The organism is Micromonospora sp. NPDC047762 (assembly GCF_043204655.1).
Classification (GTDB): Bacteria; Actinomycetota; Actinomycetes; order Mycobacteriales; family Micromonosporaceae; genus Micromonospora.
On record NZ_JBIDCQ010000001.1, the window covers coordinates 172885 to 187905 of the forward strand.

Genomic DNA, 15021 nt, shown 5'->3' on the forward strand with positions numbered 1-15021 from the left:
GGGGACACCGTCATGTACCGCTACATGCTCACCTTCTCCCACACCGCCGCCAACGGCAGCACTGACTTCACCGCGCTGGAATACCCCACCGCCCGGCCGATCAGCTCGGTCGAAGACATCCAGCTCATCACCACTCACCTGCACAACCAGGGCTACACCGAGCCCTTCATCATCGCCTTCTCCCTCTTCACCCCCGCCCCCACGCAGGCGGCGTCGTGACCACGCCCACGCCCAAGTCCCCGTTCATCGCACGTCTCCAGGACGGCGTCCTGGTCCTCATCGTGCTGCTCGTCGGTGCCATGGCCGGTGCCGCCTCGTTCAACCACGTCCACGACTGGACCATCAGCAACAGCCCGACCGGAACCGCTGACTGGTTCGGGTGGGCCAACGCCGTCATCACCGAGCTCATCCCGATCGCCGCAATGATCGTCATCATCCGCCGCCGCAAGGCCGGCGGCCCGATCGGTTACCCGATGTTCCTGCTCATCGCCGCCGTCGGACTGTCCCTGACCGCACAGTTGGCCGTCGCCAAGCCGACCGTCTTCGGCTGGATGGTCTCCGCGCTGCCCGCGCTGGCCTTCTTCGCCCTGTCCAAGCTCGTCTTCACCGCAACCCGGCCCACCAACCCTGTCCCGGCACCCGTGCCGGCCACCTCCGCCCCGGCGTCGTCACCCGACACCACCGCCGACGCGAAGGTCCGCCCGGCAGCCGCGACCACCACGGCCACCGCACCCACCGAAGAGATCACAACCGACGAGCCCGCAACTGAGGCGAAGGAGATCGCCCCCGCGATCGCAGCACCACCGACCACCCCGACCGAGGACACCCCGGCCCCGGCGACCCCGCCGGCTGCACCCGCCATTCCGGCGGTCAAGCCCGCTGCGGCGCTGCTCTCAGGTGCCCGGATCGTCGCCGACGCCCACGCGAAAGCCCACGGTGAACCGATCACCCCGGGTCAACTCGCTGTGCGACTGCGCGTCCCCACCCAAACGGCCGCCGACATCCTGACGGCCCTCACCACCCAACCGACCATCAACGACAAGGCACACAACGGCACCGCCGTCGGAGCCACCGCGTGACCTCCTCGACGCTGCCTCTCGCGCCCGAAACCACCACGGTTTCGGGCACGGGAGCCTCCGCTGAGTCCGCCAGCTACTGGCCCTGGGCCACCCCCACCACCGGCCCCCGCAACCCCGCCGCCGACGGGTGGGTACACGGCCACGACCCCCGCACCGTCGCCTCGGCCCGCGCCCGCGCTCAAGACCCCGACTACCCCGAATGGCTCGGCCACGTCCGCGCCGCCTCCGCCTGCAAGCACCCGATCCGCCTCGCCGGGCAGATCCACGTCAACGACGCCGACGGCAACCGCATGGCCACCGTCGACACCGAGGACATGCCCGACGGCGCGATCTACACCCCCTGCGGCAACCGCCGCGCCGCCGTCTGCCCGTCCTGCGCCGAGCTGTACCGCCGCGACACCTACCACCTCATCAAAGCCGGCCTGCAAGGCGACCGATGGGGCCTACCCCCGCTCAACGAGCACATCGCGATCTTTCTGACCGCCACCGCCCCCTCGTTCGGGCCGGTGCACCACCGCGTGGTGAAGGTCCACGCGGCGGATTGCCGGAAGAAGGACGGCTGCACCTGCCGGCCCTCGGTGTGCCACCCCTTCGGCCGCACCTGCCCCCACGGTGTGGAGCTGCGCTGCGGGCAGCGCCACAAGGCCGCCGACACCCACCTCGGGCAGCCGTTGTGCCTGGACTGCTACGACCACGTCGGCCAGGTTGTCTGGAACCACGAAGCACCCGAGTTGTGGCGCCGCACCATCCAACAAGCCGACCGGGAGCTACGCCGCCTCGGCCGCACCCACGGCGTCGACCTGCGCCGCCGCTACATCAAGGTCTACGAATTCCAGGTACGCGGCGTCATCCACTACCACGCCCTCATCCGCCTCGACGGCTACAACCCCGACTGCCCTGAGGCGATCGTCCCACCTCCCCGCGCGGTCGACCGGGACATGTTCGAGGCTGCCGTCCGGGCCGCGTTCGTGAAGACCTCCTACACCTCCGGGCCGCACCCCGCCAACGGCAACCAGGGTTGGCGCATCGCGTGGGGTGACAAGGGCTTGGACCTCAAGCACGTCAACGCGCCTGGCACTGAGGTCAACCTTGCCCAGATCACCGGGTACATCGCCAAGTACGTCACCAAGAGCACCGAGGTAACCGGGCTGAGCCTGCGCCGCGTCGATGACCTCTCCGTGGAAATCCACGGCGACCCGGGCACGCACCTCGGCCGGCTGATCCGCGCCTGCTGGGACATCGGAGAGCACCCCGACTACGCACGGCTTCGGCGGTGGGCGCACCAGTTCGGCTACGGCGGACACATCGCCACCAAGAGCCGCGCCTTCTCCGTCACCCTCGGCTTCCTCCGCCTGCAACGCACCATCTGGCGGCGCACCGAAGGCCACCCCCACACCTGGGACGACGAACAGACCGAACGCGTCATCTACGAACTCGGCTACCAAGCCACCGGCTGGATCACCACCGGCGACGCACTGCTCGCCAACACCGCCGCCGCCATGGCCCGCGCACAACACCTCGCCGGCATCGACGCCCTGGCCGACGAACTCACCGCCGCTCGCGCGGTCCAACCCCTGGCCGCTTGACACGTACGTGTCAACGCCCGTGAAGCCGTTCCTTGACAACTCCACAGCGCACGCAACACCCCCACCCGCACGACATGGAAGGAGCACGCCATGCCCACACGCCCCCGCCCCCTCGTCGCGGTCCGCCTCATCGGCCCGACCGCCACCGTCGCCGCCCACGCCGCGACCATCGCAGCCCAACTCGCCGCCTACTACGGCCGCGAACGGGTCACCTGCCGCACCAGCACCCGCCCCGCCGGCTACAGCGGCGAAAGCCGCACCTACATCACCATCACTCGGAAGGAGCCACGATGACCGCACCCACCCCACTCCCCTTGCCGGACCTCTGGTCTATCAGCGACACGGCCGCGTTCCTGCGCATCCCCGTCGGCACCCTCTACCAATGGCGGCACCGCCGGACCGGCCCGCGCGCCTTCAAAGTCGGCCGACACCTGCGCTACGACCCGGCCGACGTCCGGGCCTGGCTGGAAGACCAGGCGGCATGACATGGCAATCGATGACCTCTGGTACCTGACCAAGCGCGGCCCCAACAAGGAGCGCTTGAAGTCCAAGCGCTATGGGCGGGGTAAACGGTGGCGCTGCCGGTACGTGGACCGCAACGGTGAAACCCGGGAACGCCTCTTCGACCGGAAGGCCGACGCGGAAGCCTGGGATGCCAACGCCCGCGCCGGAATCGCCGAGGAAACCCGGATCGACCAGGCAGAGCGCCGGCTGACCTTCCAGGACTACGGCGAGCGGTGGCGATTGTCCCGCCAGATCAGTCAGGCTCTCGACTACCAGCGCCACACCGAATCTCGGCTACGCCACCACCACTACCCGCACTTCGGTGACCGGGCCATCCGCGCGATCACCGTTACCGATGTCCTGGAGTGGGTCGCCACGCTGCTCCGCAACAACGTCGCCCAATCATCGGTGAAGACCTACTTTGACCTGCTGAACAACATCATGAACTCCGCCGTCGCGGACAAGGTGATTCCCGACAACCCCTGCAACTCGATCCGGCTGTTCGCGATCCTGCGGGGCTTCTCCCGCGCGCCGAAGTGGGTACCGACCGACGACGACGTGCTCGCCCTGGTCGACGTGGTGCCCGACGAGTATCAGGCCGCGATCTGGGCCGGCGCGGGTGAGGGAATGCGACTCGGGGAAGTCCTGGGCTTGGAGGACAGCGCCCGGTGCGTCGACCCGGACCGTCAGGAACTGCACGTCGTTCAGCAACTGCGGTTTCACAAGGTCGCCTATGGGGGCTTCTACCTCGCCCCACCTAAGGCAGGCTCGGTCGGTGATGTCGACCTGGACGACCACGTTGCGGCGGTCTTCGCCCAGCACGTCCGCACCTACCCACCCTGCCTGGTCGAGCTGCCCGACATCACTGCCGGCACCCCCGACCCGGGTCGAGAGCCCAAGCGCCGGATGGTCCCGCTGCTGTTCACCGACGACCGGGGGCGGCCGATCCATGACCAACGGTGGTCGCAGATGTGGCGGACCTGGTGCAAGGCGGCCGGCTGGCCCGATGAGGGCACCTTCCACTCGCTGCGGCACTACTTTGCCACCCGCCTGATCACCTCGGGTGCCGATCCCACCGACGTGCAGAACGCGCTACGGCACTCCAGCCTGCGGATCACGCTGGAAACCTACGTCCACTGGTGGCCGAAGAAGGACCGCCGCCGCAACATCATCAGCGGTGCTCTCCGCGACGCCAGCGCCAAACGAAAACAGGGCCCGAAGGCCCTGGATTCTCGCTGATTTGTGCCGGATCTGTGCCCACCGATCTTGGTCGGCGGGTTTCCCCAGGTAAACCGTCGTGCTGGTGGAGCTGAGGGGATTTGAACCCCTGACCCCCTCGATGCGAACGAGGTGCGCTACCAGTCTGCGCCACAGCCCCCCGCCGGCGAACCGGCTTCGGTCCCACCCGGCTTACACCGGGCGGGCCGGCAGCAAGGCTAACAGGTCGTCGGCCTCCACCGCGAATCCGCCCCCGGCCCGGCGCTCCGGCCGGTCCAGAGATCGACTCGGGCTCCTGGAAATCGGGGCATCCCGGACGCCCCAACCACCCGACTTCCAGGAACCCGAGTCGATCAAGCCAGCCCGGGCGCGGCCGGGACCGAGGCACGGCCAGGCGCGGCCGGGGCCGGGTCAGGCGCCTCGGCCGGCCTCGTAGGGGCGGCCACGCAGGCCGCCCGACCGCCGGTACGAGACCGATCCACCGTTGACCGCCGCCGGCAGGTCTCCCGGCCGGTCCAGGCCCATGGCGGCTCGGCGTACCCCTTCGCGCTGGGCGGCGAGGCGGCGCTGCGCCTCCCGGCGGGCCGCGGCCCTACGGGCCTGCTCCCGGCGCACCTCGGCCTGCCGGGCGGCCAACCAGGCGGCCTCCCGGGCTCGGGCGCGGCGGCGGCGGCGCCCGGCCAGGGCCTGACCCCGCAGGTGCACGACGTAGAGGGCCAGGAGGAGGAAGGTGACCCCGAAGCCGACCCAGAAGCCGGGGCTGACGAACAGCACACCGATCAACTCGACGACGTTGAGGAGCAGCAGTGCGGCGAGCACGCGGCGACGGCGGTAGACGGCGGGGGTGTGCTGCCGGCGCGGCGGCGGGCGGCGACGGGACCGCTTCGGCGCGGCGGGCACGGCCCGCAGTCGACCGGAGCGGCGGACGGCCGGCGGCGCGGAGACCGGCGCACCCAACACACCGGTAGTCGCATCTTCACTGAGGGTGACAACCAGTGAGCGCGGAGGATGGACGGGTCGCCGTCCCGGCACAGTGCGGCGCCGTCGGCGGCGCTGGAGCACCCGCGCCGTCGACTGCGCCCGCTCCGCCACCAGCCGCTCGGTGGCGTCGTACCGGCGAACCAACGCCGGGGCCAGGGCGAGCAGGCCGGCGGCGGCGAGGACGGCGAGGAGCACCGAGGTCGGCACCCTCACCCCTCCCGTCACCGAATTCGAAGCAACCGCCACCCGACCGCAGGATCTTCCATCGATCACGCCTGGGCGCGTGGATCGTCCGGCCGGGGAGCGCTTGCCGCAGCTTGCAGTTACTTGAGGTTACGGCGCACCGACCGGGTTGCCACCGCGCCGCGCCGATCCCGTCCGTGGGACGAGCGGGCGGATGTCGGGAAATCCTCCTACCGCGCGTTGGCGCGAACCCGGTGCCAGCGGGCCAGTAGGCCACCCTCGGCGGCGATCTCCTCACTCGTCATCGCGTACCCGATGTGGTCCCGCCAGGCGCCGTCGATGTGCATGTAGCGCACGTGGTACGACTCCTCGCGGAAGCCCAACTTCTCCACCACCCGCCGGGACGGCCGGTTCTCCGGACGGATGTTCACCTCCACCCGGTGCAGCCCGCCCGGGCCGAACGCGTGGTCCACGGCGAGCGCCAGCGCAGTCGGGATCACACCCTGGCCGGCGGCCCGGGCGTCCACCCAGTAGCCGACGTAGCCGGAGCAGAGCGCCCGCCGCACGATGCTGCCCACGTTGATGTGCCCGACCAGCCGGTCCCGGTCGGCCTCACGCAGGCAGACCGCGAACGGCATGCCCTCACCCTCGCGGGCCGAGCGCCGCTGGTCACGGTGCACCCAGCGGAACGCGGCCGGCGAGTTCATCTCGTCCCAGCCGCCGGGCAGTGACGACTCCCAGGGTGCCAGCCAGGCCCGGTTGGCCCGCCGCACCTCCGACCACGCCGCCGCGTCTGAGCGCCGGTACGGCCGCAGCAGCACTGGGCCGTCGGCCAGTTCCACCGGCCAGCCCTGCGCCCGCGCGGGTCCGAAGAGACTCACCTGGACAGTCTCCCGCGCGGGACCGTGTCGCGCACAAGTGGCCTCACCGCGTTCACCGCACAGATCCGACGATCACCCGACGCGGGCCGCGAGCGGGCCGGCCGGGAGGCGTCACCGGCGGCGGTCCAGCAGCAGGACGTCCACTGTGGAGCCGGCCGCGGCCGTGGTGACCCGCTCGCCGAGCACCAGCAGCCCGTTGGCCTCGGCCAACCCGGATAGGGTGAACGGTCCGCCGCTGAGCGGCTGGACCGTGTACCCGCCGCCGCGCCGCTCGGCGACGTGCGCCGGCCGGAACTCGCGAAGCCCGGTCGGCGACGACACGGTCTCCAGCAGGTGTGCCCGCACACTGGGTCGGAACACCGGTTCGGCACCGGCGAGCAGTTGGATGGCGGGGCGGGCCAGCACCTCGAAGCCGATCAACGCGGCACCCGGGTCGCCGGGCAGGCAGACCACCGGCACCTCCTCGGCGCCGACAGTGCCGAACCCGAGCGCGGTGCCGGGGTAGAGCGCCACGTCGGTGAAGGTGACCGGCCCGGCGCGACCGCCCTCACGGCGGGAGAGGATCCGACGCACCATGTCTCCGGGGCCGGTGCCGGTGCCCCCGGTCGTGATGATCAGGTCGGCACGCAGCGTCTGGTCCTCCAGCAGCCCGCGCAGCCCCTCCGGGTCGTCGTCGCAGATTCCCACCCGGTATGCCAGCGCACCCACCTCGGCCGCCGCGGCGGTCAGCGCGTGCGAGTTCGCGTCCACCACCTGACCGGGCTGACTGCCCCGGCCGACGTCGACGAGTTCGTCACCGGTGGCCACGATGACCACCCGTGGACTGGGCCGGACCACCACGTGCCCGATGCCGGTCGCCGCGAAGACGGCGACCAGGGCCGGGGACACGTAGGTGCCGGCCCGAGCGAGCAGGGTGCCGACGGGCAGCTCCTCACCCGCTCGGCGTACCCCGTACCCCCGTTTGGGGGTGCGGAAGATCTCCACTGCGGCCATGCCCTGGTCGGTCCACTCCACCGGGACCACGACGTCAGCGGCGACCGGCAGCGGCGCCCCGGCGGCCACCGAGAAGCACGAGCCGGGGGTGAGCCGGACCGGCCGCCAGCTCGCGGCGCCGAGATCGCCGACCACGTTGAGCCGGATGGTGCGACCGCCGGGCGTGCCGGAGGGGGCCGGGACGTAGCTCGGCCCCCTCCCCCCTCCGGAGATGTCCTCCCAGCGCGCGGCGTAGCCGTCCACGGCCGCCTGGTCGAAGGCCGGGAAGGCGTGCGGCGCGACGACGTCCTCGGCGAGGACGTTGCCGTGCGCCTGGGTGAGGTCGAGGTCGAGTGGCGGCAGCGCGCGCAACCTGCGCAGCACGCTGCCCAGGTAGTCGGCGAGCGGCGTCAACTCGTTCGCGGCCGCCTCGGCGTCGGCCGTCGCTGTCATGTACCAGATCCGCCTGCCGCGTCGGCCTTGACGAAGTCGGCCAGCCAGGACCGGAACTCGGTGCCCAGGTCCTCGCGCTCGGCGGCGATCTGCACCACCGTCTGGAGGTATCCCAGCGGCATGCCGGTGTCGTAGCGGGTGCCCCGGTAGACGATCGCGTGCACCGGGGTGCCCTCGGTACGCAGCAGCTCCATCGCGTCGGTCAGCTGGATCTCGCCGCCACTGCCCGGCTTGGTCCGCCGGATCGCGTCGAAGATCTTGCCCGGCAGCACGTAGCGGCCGAGCACCGCCAGGTTGCTCGGGGCGTCCTCCGGCTGCGGCTTCTCCACCATCCCGGTCACCTTGACGACCTCGCCGATGTCGGTCAGCTCCGACTCGGCCGGCTCGACGGAGGCGATCCCGTACCGCTTGGTCTCGGACGGGTCGACCTCGAAGAAGGCGAGCACCACACCGCCGGTGCGGGCCTGCAACTCCAGCATCGCCGGCAGCAGCGGCTCCGACGGCTTGACGAACTCGTCGCCGAGCAGCACCGCGAAGGCGTCGTCGCCGACGTGCGACTCGGCGTACCCGATGGCGTGGCCGAGCCCGAGCTGCTCGGGCTGCCGCACGGTGTAGATCTCGGCCAGCTCGCTGGGCCGACGTACGGCGGCCAGCCGCTCGGAGTCGCCCTTCTCCTCCAACCTGGTCTCCAGGTCCGGGCGACGGTCGAAGTGGTCCACCATCGACGTCTTACCCCGACCGGTGATCAGCAACACGTCACCGATGCCAGCCTGCGTGGCCTCCTCGACGATGTACTGCAACACCGGCCGATCCACCACCGGCAGCAGTTCCTTGGGCACCGCCTTGGTGGCCGGCAGGAACCGGGTGGCCAGTCCGGCGGCCGGGATGACGGCCTTGACCGCCAGGGGACGGCCGTTTGCGGCGACCGTCGATGAGGGGTTCGCTGAGTGCTCCGACATGCCGCGAGACTATCGGCCACGGCTCTGCCGCGGCGGGTGTGGCCCAGAAGACGCGCCGCCACCCGGCCCCGGCCGCGCCGCGTCCGGGCCGGCCCGCGCCGCGTCCGTCGCGACGTCCGGCGTGTCGTCGGCCGAATCCGGCCGGGCCTGCGCCGGGCCCGCCAGCGATGATTCCGGTACGCCCACCGCCGGGCCGGACCGGGCGGGCCCGCCCGGCTCCCGGCTCGCCTGCACCGGCTGGCCGGCGCGCGGCAGCCCGTCGGTTGGGCTCACCGCGCACGCGAGCACGGGAATTTCCCGGGTCGGCAGATCCGAGCGAACCTCGGCGACCCGGTACGTGTCACGGCCCGCCGCCTTGGCCGCGTAGAGCGCGTCGTCGGCGGCCTCCAGCACCTCCCGCCCGGTGCTGCCGTGGTCCGGGAAGACGGCGATGCCCACCGACACTGTCACCAGGACCGGCCCGGCGTACGCCTCGACGGCGATGGGCGTGTCGCGCACCGCCGCGCCGAGCCGCTCGGCCACGATCGCCGCTCCCCGCGCGTCGGTCTCCGGCAGCAGCAGCACGAACTCCTCACCGCCCTGGCGGAAGGCCAGGTCGACCTCCCGGATCTCCCCGCGCACCCGGCGGGCGAACTCGGCCAGGACGGTGTCCCCCGCGGCGTGCCCGTAGGTGTCGTTGACGTCCTTGAACCGGTCCAGGTCCAACGCGAGGACGCTGAGCATCCGCCCGAAGCGGCTGGCCCGTTCCACCTCCCGCCGGATCGACTCGCGCAGGTAGCGGTAGTTCCACAGCCCGGTGAGCGGGTCGGTGAGGGAGAGCCGCTGCGCCTCCTCGTGCACCCGGACGTTGTCCACCGCCACGGCCGCGTGGCCGGCGAAGGTGCGCAGGGTGGCCAGGTCGTCGTCGTCGAACTCGTCGGCGCCCAGCCGGTCGTAGAGGGCCAGCACGCCGAGGGCGGCCGCCGTGCCCGCCTCGTCGACCGGCCCCGAGGATCCGCCGAGGGTGGCCGTGGCACCGCCGGGCGGGGCGGCGAACGGAACCGCGACGTAGGTGCGACAGCGTGGCTCACCCGTTGGCGTCTCGGTCTGCTCCGCCCTGCCCCGTTGCGGTTCCCCGGTGGCGGCGACCTCACCGACCACTCCGACGCCGACCGGCACCCGGAGGGTCTGCGTCCCGTCCGCCTCCTCCGCCGGCCAGCGCCCGTCCAACCCCTCCGTGCACTGCGCGACGAGCACCCCGCCGGTCTCCACCAGCAGCACGGCACCGGCACGCGCGCCGGTGGCCCCGATGGCACTGCGCAGGATCACCCGCAGGATGCGTTGCAGGTCGTGTGTGCTGGCCAGTGTGTCGCCGAGCACCGCGAGGTGCCCGCGCAGCTGGTCCCGGTTGCTGGTCAACGCCGCGACGTAGGAGCCGGTCTCCCGGGTCATCCGGTTGAACGCGGCGGCCAACCGACCCAACTCGTCACGACTGCGCACCGGCACCCGGGCGGTCAGGTCGCCCTGGGCCACCCGGTCGACGGCACCGGCCAGCTCCGCCAGTGGCCGGGTGGTCACCCGGGCCAGCCGCCAGGCGGCCAGCACCGCGAGCAGCCCGGCCAGCACGACCACCCCGAGCAGCGTGGCGTGCAACCCCGGTGGCCGTTCACTGGGCACGGAGAGCACCAGTGGCAGCGGCTGCGCGTCGGAGGGCCCGAGCCTGCGCACGTACCGGCCCCCGTTGGTCTCGGTGACCTGCTCGCCCCGTACGCCGACGGCGGCGGCCAGCACCGCGTCGCGGACGTCACGGGACTCGGTCGTGTGGGTGACCCGCGCGGCGCTCGCCCCACTGTCGAGGAGGGTGACCGCCACCCCGGTCACCGCCGCCAGTCGGGCCACGAAGGCCGGGTCGACCAGTTGCGCGGCGGTCACGGTGCCCAGCCGGGTGCCGGCGCGATCGTGCAGGTCTACCTGGGCGGCCAGCGCACGGACCGGGCCGGCCGAGCCCGGGTTCGAGCCTCCGTTCGTGCCCTCGGCCGAGCCGGCGCAGTCCTGCCACGGGGTCGACGGAGCACCGGGCGACAGGTAGGTGACCTGGCCGGCCACGTCGCTGACCAGCACCGCGGCGGCCAGACCCCGGCCGACCAGTTGCGCGGCGGCAACGGCCGGGTCGGCGGTGAGCGCCACCGCGTCGGCGGTGGCGCGTAGCTGCTGGCAGAGCGCGTCGACCGAGGTGCGGACCGTGGAGGCAGCCACCGCCAGGCGCTCGGTGGAGCGGCTGCGGTCCACCGCCGCGACGGTGGAGGCGACGAAGAGCGCTCCGAGCAGGACGGGCCCGAGCACCACCACGAGGAAGGCTGCCGTCAACCGCCCGCGTAGCGTCACTCGTCCCCCCGGAAGTTCCGCCTCCGTTGCTTGCGATGCTGACACAGTGCAACCGTGGGAGAGGCGTTGCGTCAGGAGTGTTGCGTGCCGGAATTTTCTGATGAAGCGGAAGTGACCCGAGTGGCGAAGCGGAACGTCCGCGTCGAGCTGCTCGCCCGCCGCCGGTCGCTGCCCGCCACGACCCGGGCAGCCGCCGCCGGGCGCGTGCAGGCCGAGCTGGTCGCCCTGGTACGCCGACTGCGCCCACACCGGATGACGGCGTACGTGCCGGTCGGCTCCGAACCGGGCGGCGCCGACCTGCCCGAGGTGCTGCGGGCGGCGCTGCCGGCGGACGCCGAGTTGCTGCTGCCGGTGCTCCTCGGTGACCTGGATCTGGACTGGGCGGCGTATACCGGGCCCGATGCCCTGATCGCTGCGGGACGGGGTATCCGAGAACCGTTCGGTGCCCGTCTCGGGGTGGCCGCCGTGGCGCACGCGGCACTCGTGGTCGTTCCGGCTCTCGCGGTCGACCACCACGGTCGGCGGCTCGGGCGCGGTGGCGGGTCGTACGACCGCGCCCTCGCCCGGGTACCCGCGGCGGCCCTGACGGTGGTGCCGCTGCACGACGGTGAGCTGGTCGAGGCGCTGCCGGCGGAGCCCCACGACCGTCGGGTGCGCGCGGTCGTCACTCCCGCCGACGGGGTGCGTACGCTTGACGGCGGCCCGGGTGCGGCGCACGGTGTCGCGCCCCACACGTCTGCTGGACGAACCCGGGGCGAATGACGCACCATTGGCACTCGAATACGTCGAGTGCCAACTGGCTGAGCCCAGATCCGGAGGAGAACGTGCCCACGTACCAGTACGCCTGCACCACGTGCGGTGAGCAGCTCGAGGCGGTGCAGTCCTTCTCTGACGAGCCGCTGACCGAGTGCCCGGCGTGTCAGGGGCGGCTGCGCAAGGTCTTCAACTCGGTCGGCATCGTCTTCAAGGGTTCGGGCTTCTACCGCACCGACTCCCGGGCGTCCGGTTCCGAGACGACCGCCGGCGGCACGACCACCAAGCCGGCGAAGTCCGAGTCGTCCTCCGCTGACAGCTCGTCGTCCTCTTCGGGGTCCTCGTCCTCGTCCGGGTCGTCCTCGTCCTCGGGGTCGTCGTCCTCCTCGGGGTCGTCCTCCGGGTCGTCGGGCTCATCGGGCGGCGGCAAGGCGGCGACGGCCAGCTCCACGTCCTGATCGCCGAAGGCCCGACCCCACCACGGGTCGGGCCTCGATCCACTCGGGTTCCAGCAAGCCGGCCTGTCCCCGTCGCTCTGACCGCCCGCTTTCCCTGATCCCGAGTCGATCAAAGCGGTTCTCCTAGCAGATCGCGCCGACGGATGCGCGTTTTCCACAGGCCGGGCGGTTGTCCACAGGCGGCGGCCGTGGGTCGGCCAAGGCGGCGGGAACTGCCTAGCCTCCCGTACATGGGTGCCACTGCGGCGCTCGGGGACGGGAGGCGGCAGAGGCGATGGTCGATCCGGATTCCGCGCGGGCGTTGCGCCCGCTGCGCCAGCTCACTCTGCCCGGCGGGCGCACCCTGCTCCGGGCCGGTCTGGTCGCCGCGCTGCTCGGCCTGGCCGCCGCGGTCCTGCACACCCCGACCGGATGCCCTCCGACCGCCGTGCCCTCCGACGCGCCATCGGTGGCGGACGACCCGACCCGGTAGGCCGACCAAGGTCGGTCGGGCGAGCGCAGCAGGACAGGCATCCGCCCCCGGTCGAGCAGCGGCAACCGCCCACTGCGGGTCGGCTGGCGGATCGAGGTCGTCAGGGTCTGGCCGAGCCTGCGGGGGTCATTCCCAGTGCGGGGGGCGTTCGGCGAGCAGCCAGTCGTCGTTGCCGCCCGACCGCTCACCCCAACCACGGTCGGTGTCGTCGGTGGTCTGCTCGGGCAGCACCACGAAGTCTTCGCTCAGGTCGACGGCGCGGTCATCGTCTCGCGGTGCGCCGTGCGTGCCAGGGTCCTCGGTGCTCACGAGCGGCAAGACTAGCTCAGCCGACGGCGGTGGACCGGGCCGTCGGCGGTGGGCACGCCGGCCAGAGCCGGCCGGACCGCCGACAGTGGGCGCGCCGGCCAGAAGCGACCGGGCCGCCGGTGGCGTTGGTAGCGTCGGACGGCGTGACGACCCCCAGCGGTGGCAGCGACCCGGACGACTACTGGCGACGGCCCGACACCGGTGACGACGCGGTGGCCGACCAACTTCCCGCCGCGCCCGCGACCACACCACCGGCCGGGCCCACCGACCCACAGCAGAACGAGCAGGCCAGCCAAGCATCGACGGGCCGCCCTCCCAGCGGGAACGCAGGCCCGCCGCCGCCCGCACCGGCACCTACGCGAGGCCCCGTCAGCGGGAACGCGGGCCCGCCGCCCGCACCAACCGCGGCAGCGCCGACGGGAGGCGCGGCCGGCGGATACTCCGGCCCGCCGCCGAGCGTGCCGCCGCCGACGGGTTGGCGTCCACCCGTACACCTGCAGCCGGCGCCGCCACGACGGCTGCCACCGCAGGACATGGCCGACCTGGACGCGGCCGAACAGCGATCGCAGCGGGTCACCTACGGCTTCGGGGCGGCGGCCGGCGTGGTGCTGCTGGTGCTGCTCTGTCTGCTCTGCTCGCGGGTCATCTTCTGATGCCCATCCCCGGGCGGCAGCAGCGGCCAGCAGCTCAGAGGGTGGTGCCCCACACCGTCTCGGCACCGGAGTGGCCGGTCAGGTAGACGTAGATCAGGGCGGCGATGGAAAGCCCCACGGCCGCTACCGCCAGCACGGGGGTGACCAGCGCGGGCAGCTGCGGCACCCGGGGGTGCCCACTTGTCGCCACGAGCAGCAGGATGGCCACGATCCCGAGCGGCACCACGACGCGTAACAGGATGTCACCGTAGCGGCTGTGCTCGAAGATCTGATCGAGGATCGGCCCCTGGAAGCCCCGGGCCACCAGCGCGTCGGTGAGTGCCTCACCCGACTTGACCGCGACGAAGGCGGTCACCGGCGCGGCCACGGCGAGGAGGCCCAGGGCCCAGTCCAGCCGGTGCCGCCACCGCGGTAGCCCCACGTACGCGATGGCCAGCACCGCCAGCAGCGGTACGAACACGACGACCGCGTGGATTACCAGGACGTGCACCGGTAGACCCAGGATCTCCTCGAACATCGAACCCTCCAGGTGGATCATGGTCAGGGGTGGTCAGCCTATGGTCCGCCGATCGTCCCCAGGCTCTCGACGGATGACACGCGCGCCGCGTCGATCGGGTTCATTCGCTGGGGCCGTACTCCCGATCCTGCCTGGCTGTGTCGGTGGCCACCCGGAGCGGGCGACGGTTGTCGATGCGGGTCGGGCGTGTTGTCATTGGCCAATGTCCGGTGCCGAGGAGCTGCTGCGGTCGAGAGGTCTGCGTGTCACGCGGCCACGCCTCGCGGTGCTCGACGTGCTGGCTGACGGCGGCCACCTGGAGGTCGACGAGATCACCCGGCGGGTGCGCGAACGCCTCGACTCGGTCTCCACCCAGGCGGTCTACGACGTACTGGGCGCGCTGTCCCGAGCCGGGCTGTCCCGGCGGATCGAGCCGGCGGGCAGTCCCGCCCGCTATGAGGCGCGGGTGGGCGACAACCACCACCACGTGGTCTGCCGAGGCTGCGGCGAGGTCGCCGACGTCGACTGCGCGGTGGGCAGCGCACCGTGCCTGGAGCCGAACAGCGCGCACGGGTTCGAGGTCGACGAGGCCGAAGTGACCTTCTGGGGCCTCTGCCCGGGCTGCCGGGCCCGCCGCTCCGCCGACGTCTGACCATCTGCACCGGAGGCACGTGACCGGCGAGGTCGGCCCGATCGTGGC

General features: G+C 72.2%; 18 protein-coding genes, 1 tRNA gene and 1 pseudogene. 11 read left to right on the forward strand and 9 right to left on the reverse strand.

Annotated features, from left to right (window positions below; all coding sequences use genetic code 11):
* Positions 1-12 precede the first annotated feature (12 nt).
* From ACGF3C_RS00810 to ACGF3C_RS00835, 6 genes are all read left to right on the forward strand, one after another.
* On the forward strand, positions 13-219 hold the full coding sequence (locus ACGF3C_RS00810; RefSeq protein WP_393217553.1) for a hypothetical protein: 207 nt from the start codon (positions 13-15) through the stop codon (positions 217-219).
* Positions 216-1079 carry a hypothetical protein gene (locus ACGF3C_RS00815; RefSeq protein ID WP_393217555.1) on the forward strand — a complete coding sequence of 288 codons (864 nt, stop codon included), beginning with the start codon at positions 216-218 and terminating at the stop codon, positions 1077-1079. The genes ACGF3C_RS00810 and ACGF3C_RS00815 overlap by 4 nt, the downstream gene beginning before the upstream one ends.
* Positions 1076-2665 carry a replication initiator gene (locus ACGF3C_RS00820; protein ID WP_393217557.1) on the forward strand — a complete coding sequence of 530 codons (1590 nt, stop codon included), beginning with the start codon at positions 1076-1078 and terminating at the stop codon, positions 2663-2665. The genes ACGF3C_RS00815 and ACGF3C_RS00820 overlap by 4 nt, the downstream gene beginning before the upstream one ends.
* A gap of 90 nt (positions 2666-2755) precedes the next feature.
* Positions 2756-2959: a hypothetical protein gene (locus ACGF3C_RS00825; RefSeq protein WP_393217559.1), complete on the forward strand. Its 204-nt coding sequence runs from the start codon at positions 2756-2758 to the stop codon at positions 2957-2959.
* Positions 2956-3150 (forward strand): AlpA family transcriptional regulator, encoded by a 195-nt coding sequence (locus ACGF3C_RS00830; protein WP_110564460.1) that lies wholly within the window; start codon positions 2956-2958, stop codon positions 3148-3150. The genes ACGF3C_RS00825 and ACGF3C_RS00830 overlap by 4 nt, the downstream gene beginning before the upstream one ends.
* Position 3151: 1 nt before the next feature.
* On the forward strand, positions 3152-4408 hold the full coding sequence (locus tag ACGF3C_RS00835; RefSeq protein ID WP_393217562.1) for a tyrosine-type recombinase/integrase: 1257 nt from the start codon (positions 3152-3154) through the stop codon (positions 4406-4408).
* Positions 4409-4470: 62 nt separating this feature from the next.
* On the opposite strand, the gene ACGF3C_RS00840 is transcribed toward ACGF3C_RS00835, so the two are convergent.
* The 6 genes from ACGF3C_RS00840 to ACGF3C_RS00865 all read right to left on the reverse strand — a co-directional run bounded on the left by ACGF3C_RS00840 (position 4471) and on the right by ACGF3C_RS00865 (position 11180).
* Positions 4471-4547, reverse strand: a tRNA-Ala gene (locus tag ACGF3C_RS00840).
* A 251-nt stretch (positions 4548-4798) separates the two neighbouring features.
* On the reverse strand, positions 4799-5581 hold the full coding sequence (locus ACGF3C_RS00845; protein WP_357226687.1) for a hypothetical protein: 783 nt from the start codon (positions 5579-5581) through the stop codon (positions 4799-4801).
* Positions 5582-5781: 200 nt separating this feature from the next.
* A complete protein-coding gene (locus tag ACGF3C_RS00850) occupies positions 5782-6432 on the reverse strand; it encodes a GNAT family N-acetyltransferase (protein ID WP_393217565.1) in 651 nt (216 codons plus the stop codon).
* A gap of 111 nt (positions 6433-6543) precedes the next feature.
* Positions 6544-7857, reverse strand: a complete 1314-nt coding sequence (gene glp, locus ACGF3C_RS00855; protein ID WP_088951399.1) for a gephyrin-like molybdotransferase Glp — start codon at positions 7855-7857, stop codon at positions 6544-6546.
* Entirely contained in the window at positions 7854-8816 is a 963-nt protein-coding gene (locus ACGF3C_RS00860; protein ID WP_357226694.1) for a UTP--glucose-1-phosphate uridylyltransferase, read from the reverse strand. The genes glp and ACGF3C_RS00860 overlap by 4 nt, the downstream gene beginning before the upstream one ends.
* Before the next feature lie 9 nt (positions 8817-8825).
* Positions 8826-11180, reverse strand: coding sequence for a diguanylate cyclase (locus ACGF3C_RS00865; protein WP_393217568.1), 2355 nt, complete (start codon positions 11178-11180; stop codon positions 8826-8828).
* 84 nt (positions 11181-11264) lie between these two features.
* On the opposite strand from ACGF3C_RS00865, the gene ACGF3C_RS00870 reads away from it, so the two are divergent.
* Complete coding sequence (locus tag ACGF3C_RS00870; protein WP_393217570.1) at positions 11265-11942, forward strand: 5-formyltetrahydrofolate cyclo-ligase; 678 nt, start codon at positions 11265-11267, stop codon at positions 11940-11942.
* A pseudogene (locus ACGF3C_RS00875) lies at positions 11939-12145 on the forward strand (FmdB family zinc ribbon protein); the annotation flags it as partial. The gene ACGF3C_RS00870 and the pseudogene ACGF3C_RS00875, both read left to right, overlap by 4 nt.
* 14 nt (positions 12146-12159) lie before the next feature.
* Here ACGF3C_RS00875 and ACGF3C_RS00880 read toward each other — a convergent pair.
* Positions 12160-12384 carry a hypothetical protein gene (locus tag ACGF3C_RS00880; protein ID WP_393219114.1) on the reverse strand — a complete coding sequence of 75 codons (225 nt, stop codon included), beginning with the start codon at positions 12382-12384 and terminating at the stop codon, positions 12160-12162.
* 281 nt (positions 12385-12665) lie between these two features.
* On the opposite strand from ACGF3C_RS00880, the gene ACGF3C_RS00885 reads away from it, so the two are divergent.
* Positions 12666-12863: a hypothetical protein gene (locus ACGF3C_RS00885; protein WP_357231188.1), complete on the forward strand. Its 198-nt coding sequence runs from the start codon at positions 12666-12668 to the stop codon at positions 12861-12863.
* Between the two features lie 126 nt (positions 12864-12989).
* Here the strand turns inward: ACGF3C_RS00885 and ACGF3C_RS00890 are convergent, their stop codons facing one another.
* Positions 12990-13172 carry a hypothetical protein gene (locus ACGF3C_RS00890; protein WP_355005124.1) on the reverse strand — a complete coding sequence of 61 codons (183 nt, stop codon included), beginning with the start codon at positions 13170-13172 and terminating at the stop codon, positions 12990-12992.
* 143 nt (positions 13173-13315) lie between these two features.
* On the opposite strand from ACGF3C_RS00890, the gene ACGF3C_RS00895 reads away from it, so the two are divergent.
* Complete coding sequence (locus ACGF3C_RS00895; RefSeq protein ID WP_393217573.1) at positions 13316-13825, forward strand: hypothetical protein; 510 nt, start codon at positions 13316-13318, stop codon at positions 13823-13825.
* A gap of 34 nt (positions 13826-13859) precedes the next feature.
* On the opposite strand, the gene ACGF3C_RS00900 is transcribed toward ACGF3C_RS00895, so the two are convergent.
* On the reverse strand, positions 13860-14342 hold the full coding sequence (locus ACGF3C_RS00900) for a DUF2231 domain-containing protein (protein WP_393219030.1): 483 nt from the start codon (positions 14340-14342) through the stop codon (positions 13860-13862).
* 202 nt (positions 14343-14544) lie between these two features.
* Between ACGF3C_RS00900 and ACGF3C_RS00905 the strand changes: the two genes are divergently transcribed.
* The gene (locus ACGF3C_RS00905) at positions 14545-14973 is read left to right on the forward strand and encodes a Fur family transcriptional regulator (RefSeq protein WP_393217575.1); all 429 of its coding nucleotides are present in this window, start codon (positions 14545-14547) and stop codon (positions 14971-14973) included.
* The last annotated feature ends 48 nt before the right edge of the window (positions 14974-15021 follow it).